Raw genomic sequence first — 15,169 nt, 5'->3', positions numbered from 1 at the left:
GAAGAACATGATCCCCAAGCTTTGATTGAATTCCTGGTGCAGTTCATGCCCGGCCGCAGCTCTTGCGGCCGGTTTTTTCGTCTCCAAGCCCCGAAGGAGATGGCCATGACATTCGAAGCCTGGCTGCAGAGCCGGCTGACGGCGCACGGATTTGCCTGCGGGCCGATCGATGGCGTCGTCGGGCCGGTCACCATCGCCGCGATCCGCGCCTTTGAGGCGTCACGGCGGCTGCCGGTCGACGGCCGGGCCGACGAGGCGGTCGTTTCGGCGCTGCGGCAGTCGTCGAGCCGGGTCGATCCGGAAACGGCCGCCGCGGTCGAGAGCCGGGTGGTGCCGGAAGCGGAGATCCGCAGGATCGCGCTCGTCGGCGACACCTGGCCGCGCCAGGCGGGCGTGCCGGCATTTTACGGCGCCGTCGGCACGAGGCAGGCGAGGGTGGCGGTGCCGTTCGAGATGGTGCTGGCCTGGTCCAAGGCGACGCGCATCAGGTCGATCACCCTGCATGAGAAGGTGGCTCCATCGGCGAAGCGCGTTCTCCAGACCGTCGCGGCCCTCTATTCCGCATCCGAGCGCGAGGCGCTGGGGCTGAACCTCTTCGGCGGGTCGCTGAACGTGCGCCGGATGCGCGGCGGCTCGGCCTGGTCGATGCATGCCTGGGGCATCGCCATCGACTTCGACCCGGAGCGCAACCAGCTGAAATGGGGAGCGCCGAAGGCGCGGCTGTCCCATCCAGACGCGCTGCCCTTCTGGAAGGCCTGGGAGGCCGAGGGCTGGCTCTCCCTCGGGCGAGCGCGCAACTACGACTTCATGCATGTCCAGGCCGCGAGGCTCTGACGGTCCGGCCGAAGACTACAACGCCCGACGGATCTCTTCGGGACGTCGGACTTCGGGTCCGCAGTCACGCTGCGCGGCCCGATACGCGATCCGGTCCGGCCGATCGGACACGCAGAAGCAGCCTTCCACCGCAAACGCCGCCTGGCGCCGCCGCGCTGGCCTTCCCCGTCCCATCAGCCGGACTGGGAAGCGTCTGCCTGCGACCGGCGCGTCGTCCGATCCACCGCCCACGACTTCGCCCAACCTCGGAGAACCACGATGACCTTCGCCAACGTCGCCAAGGCGATCGGCGCCACCGCCGCGACGATCGCCGCCACCGGGACGACGGTCTTTGCCGCCGTCCCCGAGGGGGTCGAGATGCCCTGGTATGCCTGGCTCGGCCTCGGCGTCTTCAACGCCCTTCTCGGCTTCGCCATCGTCTATGCCGCGCCGAGGAACGCGCCTGCGAGCCCGTCGGAGGCGCCATGATCCTCGTCCATGTGAGGCGCAAGGCGAGAAAGCGGGCGTCGGAATGGTTTTGCGCCATCAACCTCGCTCTCTTCGGCCTGACGCTTCTTGCCCCGGGGGCGCTCTTCTCGGCGCCGGCCTATGCGGCCTTCGAGGCGGTGCTCGGCGAGGCGGGGACGGGCGTGCTGGCGCTCGGCCTCGGCCTCGTCTGGGTCGGCGGGCTGGTCGTCAACGGCGCCCGGCAGGGGCTGACCTCGACGGTGCGCGCGACATGCTGCTTTGCCGGCGCGATCGTCTACGGCCTGATCACCGCCGCCTATCTGATCGGCGCGATGGGAAGCGGGGTGCTGACGCCGCCCGTCGCCGGCAATGGCGCCATCACGATCCTGGCGCTCTGTTGCCTCTACTGGATCGGCGAGGAGAAGGGCTGCCGCAACGATGCTTGACCCCCAATCGATTCCCGCCCATCCCGGCCTTCCCGAATGGGTGCTCTGGATCGGCGGCGGCCTCGGCGTCGCCGTTTCCACCGTGGTGCTGAAGCTCGGCCTGAAGAGCGGGGGGAGGACCGGCGAGACGGTCGAGCCGGCCCGGCTCGACGTCGCCCTCGTCGACGGCGTCTCGGTGCGCCGTCTCGCCGGGGCGGTGGACGGGCTGTCGGCGACGATGCGCGATCTCGACGGGCGGGTCGGCGAGCGTGTCCTCCAGAGCGGCGAGAGCGCCGCCGAAAAGGCCGAGGCGCTGGGCGATCTCCTGCGCGACCTCACCCGCGAGGTCCAGGAACTGAGGCTCGAGCTGCGCCAGATCCGGGGCGAACTCAGCCGCGGCTGAGCCGACGGCCCGGCCGATCCTGCGACTGTGGGTGCCGGGCGGATTCCGCTTCAAATGCCGGCTATCTTTCCTTATGTCAGAGGCGGACCGCCCGGCTGGGCCGAAAGCTGAGGAAAAACGACATGTCCTTCAACGACCGCGGACAGGATTTCGAATCGCGCTACGTTCACGACCAGGAGCTGAGGTTCCGCATCGAGGCGCGGCGCAACAAGCTTCTCGGCCTGTGGGCCGCCGAAAAGCTCGGAATGACCGGCGACGATGCGAACAGCTATGTGCAGGCGATCATCAGCGTCGCCTTCCAGACCCCCGGCGACGACGGCATCTTCCAGAAGATCCGCGCCGATTTCGACGGGGCGAAGGTCGAGCAGTCGGATCACCAGATCCGTCGCCACATGAGCGAGTTCCTGGTCGAGGCCGAGCGGCAGGTGCGCGAGAACTGATCCGGCCGGATCTTGTCGCCGACCTGTCGCGCCAGCGACGTGTCGGTGTCTGATTCGACGTCCGACTGATCCCTTCGGGATGTCGGACGTCCAACCGGCTTGCTCGCGACGCGGATCTCCGAGACTACCCGATCAATCGAACAGCGGATCAGGCGGAAGGACGCGGCAGCCCGCTCATGAAGCGCCCGAAGGTCAGAAGTCCTTCGGGCCACGGGCCATGGCCGCTTTCGGCATTGATGTGGCCCACCTCTCCCGCATCGACGAATTGCGATCCCCAGGCGGCCGCGATCGCCTCCGCCGCCTCGAAGGACGAGAATCCGTCGTTGCGGCTGGCGACGACGAGGCTCGGAAAGGGCAGCGGCTCGCGGGGATAGGGGCCGAAGGTGCGAAGGTGCTTCGGCCGGATCGTCTCGTCGGCAACGTCCGGCGGCGACACGAAGAAGCCGCCGGCAATGGGCCGCGAGATCTTCGGCAGCGCCTGCACGGCGGCTGCCACGCCCAGCGAATGGGCGACGAGCACAACAGGCCGCTCGCAGGCGTTCACCGCCCTGGCGACGGCGTCGGTCCAGTCCTCGAGGACGGGCTTGGACCATTCCGCCTGGACGACCTGGCGCGCGGTGGAGAGCTTGCGCTCCCACCGGCTCTGCCAATGGTCATCGGGCGATCCCTTGTATCCGGGGATGATGAGGATGTCGGATTCGGCAACTCGCATGATCCGCAGATGCGAACAGAGCGCGGCGAAGTCAAGCTGCCGAGGCCGTCGGTCACCGATCCGGGCGCGGAAGGCGAGGTCGCGAGGGACGATGCCTGCCGTCTCGCCATGGGCCGGACCGGCGCTGCCGCAGCGTCGCCGGCCGCCGCGACGCCTGGCCCTGGCCCTGCCGTGCGCGATCAGACGGCCCTCGGTTTCCGCTTCTCGGCCCGCGCCTCTCGGCGCGGCCGTCTCAACCCGCCGGAACGAAGGCGAGCTCGAAGGTCACCGGCGAGGATGGCGTGATGGCGATGTCGCCGGCCGCCTCGCTGAGCTTCTTCAGGCCATCCTCCATGCCGAAGTCTGCGGTGGAGATCGTCACCGGCTTGGCCGAACTCACCGAGACGAGGTCGTTGCCGAGCTTGGAGATCACCACCGGCACCGTCAGCTCCTTCGACAGGCCCCTGATCGTCAGCGTCATCGGCAGGTCGTAGGTCACCTGCGCCTCGTCGAAGAGGGAGGCGATCGCAGCCGGGTCGATCCGCGCGGCAATCGTCGCTTCCGGGAACTGCTCCACGTCGAACAAGAGGAAGCGCATCCTGACGTCGCGGATGTCGATGCCGGTCGCAACCGATTCCAGCCGGATCTTCACCTCGGCGTCGCCTTCGGCCGTGATCTGGCCGGCAAGGTCGCCGAAACTGTGGGTCTCGATGACCGTGCCCTTCTTGATGGTGACGAAGTTGAGCCGCGAGCGGGCCTTGTCGAGGGACCAGCCGCGGGCGAAGAAGGCTTGCCTCACATCGGTTTCCGGCGATGCTGCGGCTCGCGCGGCCTCCGGTGCCGCGGCCGTCGCCACGGCGATGGCGGCGTTGTCCGGTGCGCCCTGCGAGGTCGCCCTTACCCAGCCGTCGACGTTGTACTTGACGTTGGCGACCGTGTAGAATTCGAGCCGATGCCACTTGTGGCCGGCGGCATCCGACCTCTCCTCCGTCACGCAGGCCTGTGTCGCCTCCGGCAGGATGGCGATGGCGAGTCCGGCGCCGGCGTCGGGCTTGTCGTAGAGCTCGGTCTGGGTGTCGATCGCCTCGTAGAACTCGCATGATTGCGCAGCACCGGCGCCGGAGAGCACGGCTGCGAACAAGCCTGCGGCCGTCATCACATGTCTCTTCGCCATGGGGCGTTCCTTCCTTCAGATCGTGATACTGGCAGATCGTGATACTGGCACATCGTCGCGTTGGCAGATCGTCGTTTCGGCAGGGTCTGGCGCTGACGGGTTCCGGCACTGGCCGTCCCGTCGCCGCAGGCAGCGCCCGCCTACTGGCAGCCGCTCGTCGCCCATGTCGCGAGGGCCTTCTTGTACGGGCCGCCATAGGGGTGCTGGATGCGGATGATGCTCCCCGGATCGGCCTGGTAGGACTTGCCCTGGTCGCAGAGCCGGTCCTTGTTCCACTGGTGGCAGGTGGTGCACTGCTTCTTCCAGCGCGGGTCGGGCAGCCCGTCGATCGGCGAGAACAGCGGCAGGGAATTCGCCAGCTGCTCGAGGGTGCGGCCGCGCACCGGGAACGGGCCGAACGGCACCGGGTCCGTGAAACTCAGGGTCTCGACCTGCTCGGCCCCGCCCTGACCGGCGCCATCCGTCGCCGCATTGTCGACGGGCGTGGCGGCCGGTGCGTCGCCATCGGCGACCGGTGTCGGTTCGTTGGCGCCCGGTGCATCCACCCTGGCGAGATAGCGCAGCGAGGTCCAGCCCTCGATCTTCTGGGTGGCGCTGCCGTCGGGGCGGCTCTTGGACACCACGAAACCCCACTCCTGGCCGCCCGCCGGCTGGTTCTGCGCGATGCAGACGAGCTCGTTGGAGCGCAGGACGTCGAGGATCGTGCCGAAGACGTTCGGCTCGGCCCGCATGTTCAAGAGACGGGCCTCGACACGGTAGGTATCGCAGGACTGGGCGATCGCCGGCGCGGAGAGGGCCATGGCGCCGACGATGGCTGCCACGAAGTAGTATAACCTTGACATGGGATACCTCGTTACTGGGACTGCGGGGGCGAAAGGGCATTCTGCATGATCGCGAACGTCACCTCGCGGGGCGGACGGAAGAGGTGGCGACGCCGCCGGGCGGCGCCGAGACCTGCAGGAGCCCGGCGCCGCAACCCCGCGGGCATTCCGTGCTCGATCGCGCCAGCGCGGTCGTCATCAAGGCCTGGCGAACCTCCTCGCCGGTCATCTGCGGGCGCTCGGCGAGAAGAGCGGCGGCGGCGGCCGCGACCAGCGGGGCAGCCATCGAGGTGCCCGGCTTGAGACCGTAGCCGCCCGCCTGCGTCGAGACGATCGACACGATGCCGTCGGCAAGGCCGTTGCCGTCGTCGTCCCGGTCGACGTCTCCGCCAGGCGCCAGGATGTCGATGCGCGGGCCGAAATTCGAATAGGGCGTGATGAAGCCGCGCATGTCGGATGCGGCGACGGTGATCACGCCGTTGCAGCTTGCCGGCGAGACGCCGCGCGCATCCTGGGCCTCGTTGCCGGCGGCCACGACGACGATCGCGCCGGCCGCGAGCACCTCGTCGACCGCCGCCTGATAGGCGCGGGCGCAGGCGCCCGGGCCGCCCAGCGACATGTTGATCACCCTGGCCGGGTTCGGGTTGGCGGGCACTCCCGGAACCGGCAGGCCCGCGGCCCAGCGCATCGCATCGATGATGTCGGACTCCAGCCCGCCGCAGCGACCGAGGGCGCGGATCGGGACGATCCGGACGGCAACGCCGGGAAGCCCGATGCCGAGCCGGTTGTCGGCCTCCACCACGCCGGCGATGCCGGCGACATGCGAGCCATGCCAGGTGCTTTCGGTCGCCGGCGAACCGGAAAAGCACAGATCCGCGTCGCTGCCGTCGCCGGGATCGGCCGGGTCTGCGTCGCGGCCGTCGCCGTCATTGGCGACGAGATCGAGGGAGATGAAGTCGTAGCCCGCAAGGACGCGGGTGGTGGCGACGTCCTCGTGGCCCGTGACGAGGCCCGTATCGATGATCGCGACGACCGGGCCGGCGGCGTTGGTCCCGCGATGGTTCGCGCGATAGGTGAGGAAGCCGGTGCCGCCGGGCACCCGGTTGGCCGCGGCGACGAGGGAGTGATCGAACAGATGCCACTGCAGGACGGCGAACGGATCGTCCGAGACGGCCGGCGCGGCGTCCGCTTGGGGAGCTGCCCGCCATGGGGCGGGGCCGGGGCCAGGAACGGGGGCGGGCGCTGATGCCGCGCCAGGGTCGCCCTGGGCGGGGGCGCGAAGGCCGTCGACCCGCGGCGGCGCGCCGCCGCCGAGAATGGCGTTGATGCTGTCGGCCGTGGCGGAGCCCTGATTGGCGAAGAACATCCGGTTCGGTTCGACGGCTTCCACCTGGGGCATCTGGCGGAGCGTTCCGACGAGGCGGGCCGCCTCCGGTGCGAGGCTGGCGGCAAAGTCGTCCTGGCTCTGCACGACGCCCGGCGCGGCGGTCCGGCCGTCCTGTTCCCGGCCGCTCGCCGGCAGATCGAGGACGAGGCTGCGATCGCTGGCGGCGCTCGCCGCCTCGATCGCCGCGACGACGGCGGCCATGGTGCCGTCGCTGGATTCCAGCTGCCGCCGTGCCGCCTCCTGCCGAAGGCTCTCGCGGCTCTCGCCCTGTTTCAGGGTGACGAGGACGCGGGTCGGATCGATGAGGCGCGGCGGGTTCTGGGCGAGCGGCGGGGCGACGCGGGGATCGATCGCCGGGAAGGCCTGCGAGGGGCTCTGCTGGGCCATGGCCTCGCCGCCCGAAAGGCCGGCCGCGACAGCCGCCGCGAGGATGCCGACGCCGCCTCGAACCACGATGCGGCGCCGGCGGTCACTGAGGTTGCGATCGGGTCTGGGCATCTCCGGAAATCTCCAAGATCATCCGACGGGAAGAGGACATTTGCGCATTGGCGGGACGATCGCTCGCCTGTCGTCGTTGTCGCCGCTGCAATCAGGACCGGATGCGGGGCGGCGGATGTCAGGGGTTCGCCCATCGCTCCATCCGATCCCGGCGAGGCGGCATCATCGGCTTCGGAGCCCGGATCAGGGCTCTGCTCCGGGCCTGCTCCGGGCCGGCTCCGGGAACGTCCCAGGGCAGCGTCCGGTCATGCTTCGAAGGCTTGCCGACCGTGGCCGGTCGATGGGCGGCGCCCGCCCTGCAAGGCGGGCGCCGCGCCGATGCTCAGTTCTCGCGGATGCCGAGGGCTTCGACGACGATCTCGTTCGAGCCCTGCGTCTGCGGTTCGGCGACGACGCCCATCAGTTCCAGCATCAGCCGGATGTTGCGCAGCATGCGCTGCTGGTCGGAGCGGGTCTTGTAGGAGAAGGTGATCTCCGAGAAGTCCGAGCCGGTGACGTCGAGGTCGAGGGCGCATTTCCAGTAGGCCATGTACTCTTCGACGGCGTTCATCTGGCGCTGCTCGAAGCCGCGGAAGGTGACCGAGAAGGTGGTCGGGATGTTGTCGCAGCCGCTGCCGGCGGCGCCTCGGCTGGGCAGGGCGGCGACGTCGCCGAGGGCGTCGTTGATCGGCGCGTCGTCGATGGTCTCGACCTCGCTGGCGCCGCTGCCGCCATACTGGCGGCCGAGCAGGCCGGCGATCTGGAGAGCCAGCTTGTTGCCGGCATTGCGGGCCAGCTTCTCGCCGTTCTGGGAGACGAATTCCTTGATGCAGTGCGGGTCGGCCGGCGTGCCGTTGAGGCCGGCCGCGCAGCCGGTGAAGGAGACGCCCTGGGTGTCGAGGTCGAGGTTGTCCGAGCCGACGAAGCGGCCGCTGCGCACGTCGAGGGCGCGGTAGTTCAGCGCCATCTGCAGCTTGACGATGCCGCTATAGGGCTCGGTCACCGCACGGGCATAGATCGTGTAGGGGACGACGATGTCCATCTGCGGATTGTTGACCGAGCGCACCACCGAGATCAGCTCCTCGTCGGTGCGGCGCTGGCGATCCTGCTGGTAGAAGTTCAGCGTCAGGGCGGTCTCGTCGTAGACGTCCATGCCCTCGATGCCGTACTGGCGCAGCCGCGACTGATAGGCTGGGGCGTTGAGCGTCTGGTTGATGGTCGACAGCACCGCATTCTGGATGCGGGTGTTGCGCACGAGGCTTTCTGGATCCCAGTCCTCCTGCATCACGAGAAGATTGACGGTGGCGGCCTCGGCTGCGCCGGCGAAGGCGCAGATGCCGAAGATCGCGGCGGCGGCGGTTTTAGCGAGCATCTTCATTGGGGCTCTCCGGTGTTTCGAAAGGGTTGGGCAGTGGGGACGGCCGGCGCGGCATTGCGGCCGGGCGGCAAGGGCGATGATCTTTCGTCGCTGGCCCTCCCTTCAGTTCTCGATCGCCGAGTTCTGATCTTCGGCGGCGCTTGCGGGCGGGCGGGCGACGGGCGTCGCCTGGTCGCCCCGCGGCGCGGGTGCCGGATCAGGCAGTTCGACGGCGACGGGTGTGGGCTGGCTGCCGGCGTCGCTCGGAACGTCGCTGCAGGGAACCGGCGTCGGGCGATTGCCGAAGTCGTCGAGACCGGTCCTGGCCGGACGCGGGTCGATGATGCCTTCGGTGCCTTCGCAGTCGACGCTGGCCAGCGACGGAGCCGAGCCATATGCGGCAAGGCCGAGGTCGCGCTCGCTCGGCGCCGGACCCTTGCGATAGGTCGGCCGCGGCGCTTCGAAGCGTTCGGAGGTCGGGCCGGAATAGCCGTCCTCGATGAGGGTGATCTCGACCCGCCGGTTGATGCCGTCGCGGGGACGCTTGCGGTCGGCAAGGCGGGTCTCGCCGAAGCCGACGACGATCAGGCGATCGGGATCGATGCGGAAGTTCTTCACCAGATAGCGCTTGGCCGACAGGGCCCGGCTTTCCGAAAGCCACTGGTTGTAGCCGTCCTTGCCGGTGGAGTCGGTGTGGCCGGCGATGAGGTACTGGCCGCCCTCGAGCTCGCTCGCCTCCAGCGCATAGCCGAGATCGTCGAGCACGTCGCCGGTCTCGGCCGTGATGTCGAAGCTGTCGAAATCGTAGTAGACGGCGAGATCGACCGAATGGTTGTAGTTGAGGTAGACCGTCCGGCTGCCGCGGTCGGGCAGCGGGATCTCCATCTGGATGATGCGGTTGGCATAGGCCGCGTCGGAATAGCGGCTGCGGGCCGCGGGCTTGAGGGTCCGGACGATCCGCTCCGCCCGTTCGCTCATCTGATGCGGCTTGCCCTGCTGGGCGAGCGCCGGGGCCCCGGCGCCGACGAGAGCCGGCGCGGCCGACAGCATCAGCGCCGCCAGGAGCACATGCGCAAGACGGCCTGCCGGCCTTGCCTCCGCCAGGGTGTTCCGCCCTTGCGCGCGACCGTTCCGGCCGGTCGTCGAACCCGTCATCCTCGCCATGTCCTTCAGCCTTCTGATGCGGTTGATCGGTTGCTTCGTGGAGTGGAAGCGCCAGGGTGTTTTGCGTCGCTTGGTCATCGCCCGAGCAGCAGATCGTTGTAGGAGCTCGCCGGATCGCTGCCGCCGATGATCGCGTTGGGTGACGGGGCCGGCGCCGGCTGGCGGCCACCCGCGGGCTGGAGCGTCGGCTGCGCCGTCGAGGCGGGACCGGTCGCCGCGGCGGCATCCGGCGTCTGCGGGGTGGTCGCGGCGACGGGCGGGGCGGGCGTGGGGGCGCCGCCGGAGGCCGGAGCGGCGCGCAGAAGGGCGCTGCGGCCGAGGACGTCGGCGATGTTGGAGCCTTCGTTGAAGCTCGCCGGATCGTTCTCGTTCAGCCCGCCCGTATGGTGGATGCCGACGACCTGGCGATCGGAATTGAAGATCAGTGCGCCGGACGAGCCGGGCAGGGTGTCGCAGCGATGGCGCAGCTTCGGACCCTCGGCCTGCTTGTCCGCCGCATAGCAGCGGAACTGCGTCATCATCTTCGGCTGTCCGGCCGGATGGTGGACGATGGTCAGCCGCTCGAGCGGCCGCGAGCGCTCGCGGGAAAACGGGATCGTCTCGATGTCGGCAGGGGCGGGGCCGGCGAGGCGCGCCAGCGCGTAGTCGAGCGTGGCGTCCTGCTCGACCGCGGTGGTCTCGACCGCGATGCGGGTCGTCTGGCTGTCCGGACCGTAATAGTCGAGGAGGATCGATGCCTCGAGCACCTTGCCGGAAAAGCCCGGGATGCAGTGATAGTTGGTGAGGACGAGACTGCCCTCGACGATCGTCGCGGTGCAGGTGGACAGGAACTCCTGGCCGTTTTCCTCGACCTTGATGTCGAGCCGCCCGACGGCCCGCGCCAGGCGGCGCATCGGGTCGTCCTCGCGCAGGAGGCCGATCGGCTCGAAGACGTTCTGCCGGTCGATGACGTCGCGGGCGGCGTCCCCGAGCGACTGGCGCAGCGGCAGCACCACCTTGCCGTAGTCTTCGGCCGGCAGCTTGAAGTCGACGGCGCCGGCACCGGACGGCAAGGCGGCCGTGGCGATCATCGTCGCCGCGAGAAGCGCGGCGCCGCGCCCGCATTTGGCGGGGCGCTCGCGCTGGGGCCCGGGCGATGCGGCCGCAGATCGGGGCGAGTGAAGGAAAGGGCGCGCCATGGCGATGCTCCTCAGCTTCCGGGGGTTCGTTTGGCGAGCCTCAGGCCGAAGCTCTCGATGACCGGGTTGGTGGCGTCGATCTGGTCGTCCCAGACCGCCTCGACGCCGATGGTCAGCGCCGTGATGTCGAGCGGGCGGATCGGCGTCATGATCTCGCGGCCGGGGCCGAGGGCGATGCCCGAGTTCAGCCGGCTGTCGGAGACGATGGCGACGGTCTTCAGCTCCTCGCCGACCCGCACGACGAGGGTGCGCCGGTCGGATTCGTTGCGGATGCCGAGAAGGCAGAGCTCGCCGAGATCGAAATCGAGGCTCGCCCCGGCGCGGACGTCGTGGCGCACGCGGGTCGACGGGCGGATGTCGAACAGGACGTCCCGGCAGCTCTCGCCCGGCAGCGGGTGGACGGAGATCACCGCGAGGTTCTCCGCCGGGCGATCGCTGGTCACCCAGCGCTCGTCGTTGCCGCGCGGGGCCGCCGCCTGGGGAGCGGCCTGGCCGTCCCCGGCCGCGTTCGGCGAGGACGGGGACAGGGACGGGGAGGCGCCGGGAAAGGCCCGCGGACGAATGCCCGAGGGCTCGGCCGGCGCAACCTGCGCCGGCGCCTCGCCGCCGAGGATCGCATTGACGTCGGCGCTCTGGGCGAGAGCCGGCAGCGGCGCAGCAAGGCTCGCCATCGTGGTCGCCAGGCCGCAGCACAAAGCGAGGAGGCCGGCCGGCCGGCGCAGGTTCGCCGGGGCATGTCCGTCGGAGCGGCGCATCTGTCTCATGCCATTCCTCCCTCTGGACGGAGCCCCGCCGGACGGTTTGTCAGTCGATGGTGATCGGGACCCGGCTTTCGAGGCCAGTTCGATCGCGCAGCACGGCGTCGGCCGTGAGAGCGGTCGGGGGCCGGGCGAAGTAGAGAAGGGTGGATTCCCCGGCCGAGAGCTCGCCGCCGGAGGCGACCGAGGCTCCGCCCGGAATCGCGAGGCCGGTCAGCCGCGCGTCGACGAAGAGCTTCTGCGACTGGTCCGAGAGGTTGCGCAGCCTGAGGCCGCAGAGGCCGTCCCGTGCCGCCAGGGCAAAGCCGCCCGACCGCAGCACTGCCGGCTCGATCGAGAGCGGCTCGCCGGAATAGATCTTCGCCTGACATGCCGCCCTGTCCTTCGCATAGAGCCCGTCCAGCGCGAGATTGTCGCTCGCGGCGATCAGCGCCCGTTCGGGCTCGTGCCCCGTGGTTGCCGGAGAAGTGGAAGGGTCAGAGGCGAAAACGGCGAAGCCGGCGGCGGCAAGGCCGGCGGCCGCAAGACCGGCGATCCCCAACGCGAGGGGGCGGCGCCGCGCGCCGTCAGGAGACGCCGCATCGGCAGGGACCGCGCCGGCAACGCCGGAGCTTGCCGGACCGGCCGACGCGTCGTCCGCGACGGCCGGAAGCGATGTCGGCGCAAGCGTCTCATTCACGAGGCCGAAGGCCGAAAGGACGTCCTCCAGCGTCGACGCGATGGTCAGGGCGATGCCGAATTCGGCGCAGAAGGCCGCGATCAGCTGGCGCTCGCCCGCGCCTTGCGGCGGCGGAACCACCATGGCGATGGCCTCGCCCGATGCCGCCGCCTCGGCAAACAGCGGCCGGGACAATTCGAGCTTTAGCGCGATATGGTAGTCGGCGCCCTGGGGGTTGAGGTCGGCATCGACCATGCCGGTCGCCCAGACCAGCATCGCTTCGGCCGTGCCGAGCCGGCCGGCCGCCTCCATGAGATGGGCGATGAGGACCGGCAGCTCCCAGGAGCGGCCGCAGTCCAGCGCATCGGACAGGCTGAGCTCCACCGACGGCAGCTCGGCGACGACGCTGCGCAGCGGCCCATTGACGAAGCGGTGATAGTCCGCCGACAGGGCCAGCGGGCGGAAGTCCCCCGCCATCGCCATATAGCTCGCGGGAACGCGCGGCCGGCGTTTGATGGCGCGCAGTTCGACCGGTTTGGCCGTGGTCGGGATGATGATACGCATACGTCTTCGTGCGTTGGCGCTCGCCGCGAGACGCGCCGCACCGAGGAAAGGGTCGGAAGCATGACTGTGCGTGAACTGACGCACGGTTTCAAGCGCTAGCATCCGGTTGCTCGTAAGACCTTCCTCGCATTGTCATCCGATGGAGCTTGCCGGCCCTTCGGAAGATGCGGCAATTTCGATCCGTCTACGCCAGATAGATTTCCGTTCGTGGATCCTTCAGGAGGTCGATCACCCTGCGATCTCCCTCGGACGATGGATCGAGCCCGATCTGAAGGAGGCCGGCAATAGGATTACCTAACGGAATATCCAGTGACAATCTCCTTTCTTCGTGGATCAAGGTAAGGTGACGGGGAAGCTCGGTCGCGGCATCGGCCGAGACGATCACGAAGAAGGCGTCGCCCTCGTCGACGAGCTCGACGCGGAAGCCGCCAATGGTGCGGGCGATGTCGGTGTCGGTGCTGGCGGCCCTGGCGGCGGTGGAAAAGGCGAGGCTGCGGCCCTGCAGATATTGCCGCCGCAGCCGGATCAGGCCGATGGGAACCGGCCCTGCCTCGGCGCTGGTGCCGGCGAGGAAGGCGGCGATGTCGACGCGGCCCGTCCTCTCCGTCCGCTCCGCCGGGTCGCCCGCAAGGTCGCGGGCCGCCCGGCGATCGGCGAAGCTCCGTTCGGCCGCGGCGAGAAGCTCCGGCGAGGTGATCTGGTCGAGGCGTATGGTCACGGCGTCGTCCCTTTCGGATGAGGCCCTTTGCCGGGCCCGGATTATCGTCTGTTCGGTTCGCACCCTGCGGGGCCGAACCGACCGGTTGGCCCGGTGCGGCCCAAGGCCTGGGTCGACCCTGATGCCCCGGCGGGCGGTGTCTTCAACTGGCGTAGAGCCGGCGCAGCTGCTCTGCGAAGCGCGCCCGGTCGGTCTCGAAGCCGGCGTCGAGCGCCTCGTCCTGCCGTGCCCTCGCCCGCACCGCCGCCCGGTAGCCGGACAGCGACCTTGCGAGCGCCATCAGCGGCCGCTCGACGACGGCGAAGGCTTCGGCGAGTTCCTCGCGCGGCCGTGCCAGCGACTGGCTGCGCCGGGATTTCAGGAGCGTGATCCCCTCGGCGCGCACGGCGTCGGCCCTGGCATTGCCCGTGGCTTCCTCGGACCGGATCGCGAAGGCGATCTTCAGCCATTCGCTCATCGCGGTCTCGAGGTCCCCGATCTCGCCCATGAGCGCGCCGTAGCGTCGTGCCTCGACGCAGGTGACGCGCTCCTGAAGCGAAAGCGTGGCCTTGCCCGTCCTCAAGGAATTGGAAAGCGCAGACTGGATCGGGTGGAACGCCAGGAGCCTGAGGGTCGCGAAGGGCAGGCTGCAGCCGAAGCTGCCGGCCGCGGCGACGGGCGCGGCGAGCATCTCCTCGCGCTTCTTGATCAGCTTGACCTCGCTCGCCGCGATCGCCTTCAGCGCCGCGCTCGCCGCCTCCTCGCCGCGCTCGAAGGCCGCCGCCGCCTGTTCGGCGGCATCGGCAACGTCGTCGAAGCCGCCGTCCTCCTCCTCGTCCCCCCCGCTGTCGTCCCCCCTGTCGTCCTCGTTCGCGAAGGGATCGACGAAGTCCACCGACAGCTCGGCCGAAACGCCCGGGGCGTCGATCTCGCCGGCCCGGCGCATGGCGGCGCGCGAGCGGGCATCGGCAAGCGCGTCGACATAGTCCTTCAGGGCGAAGAAGCTCGCCTGGTAGGTCTTGAAGTGGCCATTCGCCTCGGCCGACCAGAAGTCGAACACCGTGTCGTCGGTGATGGTGTCGCCGACGCCGGCGAGATAGGCCCTGAGGATCGAGAAGGCGGAGGTCGCATGGCCGTCGTCGAAATGGGTGGTGCGATAGCGGTAGAGGATCCGGGCGATCGACTTCACCGCCGTGTCGATGGCGGGCTTGTCCGACGTTCCGCCGCGCAGGCACGCGTCGAGCAGCGCCGCGATCTCGCCGGAATGGGCAAAGCCGTCGCAGGAGATCAGGAACTCCAGATATTTCTGCAGGAGCTTCAGCCGGAACCTGTCGAAGAGCAGCCCGCCGCCCGGAAGTTTCAGGTGATAGGAGCCGCCCTCGTTGGCGCTCACCGCCGGATGGCGGCAGTCGGCGAGGTGGGCGAAGACGGCGTTCGCCGGCATCCAGAGGAAGTCGAGGGAACTGCCGAGCCGAGCGCCGGTCTCGCCGAGGAGGGCGAGGGTGCCGGCGAGCGCCCAGGCGGGCTTGTCGCGGTTGGACCCCCAGCCACTGGCGATGGTCTGGGCGAGGGCGAGGCGGAAGCGTTCCGAGGCGTTGGTACCGTCGACGAGGGCGTCGAATTCCGCCCGGGCGGTCTCGGACCAGGTGAAGAGCGTGTCGGGCTGCCCCATCCTCGTTGCCTTCTCCATTTTC

Annotated in this window: 16 protein-coding genes; 5 read left to right on the top strand and 11 right to left on the bottom strand. The window is 69.5% G+C overall.

What is annotated here, in order from left to right:
* The first annotated feature begins 105 nt into the window (after positions 1-105).
* The 5 genes from ATO4_RS08200 to ATO4_RS08180 all read left to right on the top strand — a co-directional run bounded on the left by ATO4_RS08200 (position 106) and on the right by ATO4_RS08180 (position 2,549).
* Entirely contained in the window at positions 106-834 is a 729-nt protein-coding gene (locus ATO4_RS08200) for a peptidoglycan-binding protein (protein WP_083591043.1), read from the top strand.
* Positions 835-1,092: 258 nt separating this feature from the next.
* Positions 1,093-1,302, top strand: coding sequence for a hypothetical protein (locus tag ATO4_RS08195; protein WP_083590948.1), 210 nt, complete (start codon positions 1,093-1,095; stop codon positions 1,300-1,302).
* Positions 1,299-1,727 carry a hypothetical protein gene (locus ATO4_RS08190; protein ID WP_083590947.1) on the top strand — a complete coding sequence of 143 codons (429 nt, stop codon included), beginning with the start codon at positions 1,299-1,301 and terminating at the stop codon, positions 1,725-1,727. Before ATO4_RS08195 ends, ATO4_RS08190 begins: the two co-directional genes overlap by 4 nt.
* Positions 1,720-2,109, top strand: a complete 390-nt coding sequence (locus ATO4_RS08185) for a hypothetical protein (RefSeq protein WP_083590946.1) — start codon at positions 1,720-1,722, stop codon at positions 2,107-2,109. The genes ATO4_RS08190 and ATO4_RS08185 overlap by 8 nt, the downstream gene beginning before the upstream one ends.
* Before the next feature lie 122 nt (positions 2,110-2,231).
* On the top strand, positions 2,232-2,549 hold the full coding sequence (locus ATO4_RS08180; RefSeq protein WP_083590945.1) for a DUF1476 domain-containing protein: 318 nt from the start codon (positions 2,232-2,234) through the stop codon (positions 2,547-2,549).
* A gap of 148 nt (positions 2,550-2,697) precedes the next feature.
* Here ATO4_RS08180 and ATO4_RS08175 read toward each other — a convergent pair whose 3' ends face one another.
* The 11 genes from ATO4_RS08175 to ATO4_RS26965 form a co-directional block, all read right to left on the bottom strand.
* Entirely contained in the window at positions 2,698-3,261 is a 564-nt protein-coding gene (locus ATO4_RS08175) for an alpha/beta hydrolase (protein WP_083590944.1), read from the bottom strand.
* 232 nt (positions 3,262-3,493) lie between these two features.
* Entirely contained in the window at positions 3,494-4,414 is a 921-nt protein-coding gene (locus tag ATO4_RS08170) for a YceI family protein (RefSeq protein WP_083590943.1), read from the bottom strand.
* 140 nt (positions 4,415-4,554) lie between these two features.
* Entirely contained in the window at positions 4,555-5,256 is a 702-nt protein-coding gene (locus tag ATO4_RS08165) for a hypothetical protein (protein WP_139802319.1), read from the bottom strand.
* A 58-nt stretch (positions 5,257-5,314) separates the two neighbouring features.
* A complete protein-coding gene (locus ATO4_RS08160) occupies positions 5,315-7,120 on the bottom strand; it encodes a S8 family serine peptidase (RefSeq protein WP_083590941.1) in 1,806 nt (601 codons plus the stop codon).
* Between the two features lie 322 nt (positions 7,121-7,442).
* Positions 7,443-8,477 carry a hypothetical protein gene (locus ATO4_RS08155; RefSeq protein ID WP_083590940.1) on the bottom strand — a complete coding sequence of 345 codons (1,035 nt, stop codon included), beginning with the start codon at positions 8,475-8,477 and terminating at the stop codon, positions 7,443-7,445.
* A 102-nt stretch (positions 8,478-8,579) separates the two neighbouring features.
* Positions 8,580-9,611: an OmpA family protein gene (locus ATO4_RS08150; protein WP_176222904.1), complete on the bottom strand. Its 1,032-nt coding sequence runs from the start codon at positions 9,609-9,611 to the stop codon at positions 8,580-8,582.
* Between the two features lie 83 nt (positions 9,612-9,694).
* A complete protein-coding gene (locus ATO4_RS08145) occupies positions 9,695-10,798 on the bottom strand; it encodes a serine protease (RefSeq protein WP_083590938.1) in 1,104 nt (367 codons plus the stop codon).
* Positions 10,799-10,809: 11 nt separating this feature from the next.
* The gene (locus ATO4_RS08140; protein WP_139802318.1) at positions 10,810-11,562 is read right to left on the bottom strand and encodes a hypothetical protein; all 753 of its coding nucleotides are present in this window, start codon (positions 11,560-11,562) and stop codon (positions 10,810-10,812) included.
* A gap of 40 nt (positions 11,563-11,602) precedes the next feature.
* Entirely contained in the window at positions 11,603-12,778 is a 1,176-nt protein-coding gene (locus tag ATO4_RS08135) for a hypothetical protein (protein WP_083590935.1), read from the bottom strand.
* A gap of 184 nt (positions 12,779-12,962) precedes the next feature.
* On the bottom strand, positions 12,963-13,496 hold the full coding sequence (locus ATO4_RS08130; RefSeq protein ID WP_083590934.1) for a hypothetical protein: 534 nt from the start codon (positions 13,494-13,496) through the stop codon (positions 12,963-12,965).
* 142 nt (positions 13,497-13,638) lie between these two features.
* A complete protein-coding gene (locus tag ATO4_RS26965) occupies positions 13,639-15,147 on the bottom strand; it encodes a hypothetical protein (protein ID WP_139802317.1) in 1,509 nt (502 codons plus the stop codon).
* Between the last annotated feature and the right edge of the window lie 22 nt (positions 15,148-15,169).

Origin of the sequence: Aurantimonas sp. 22II-16-19i, assembly GCF_002088275.1 — a bacterium.
Classification (GTDB): Bacteria; Pseudomonadota; Alphaproteobacteria; order Rhizobiales; family Rhizobiaceae; genus Jiella.
Note: the sequence above shows the minus strand (reverse complement) of the source record. Positions and strands in the feature narration are given on the sequence as shown.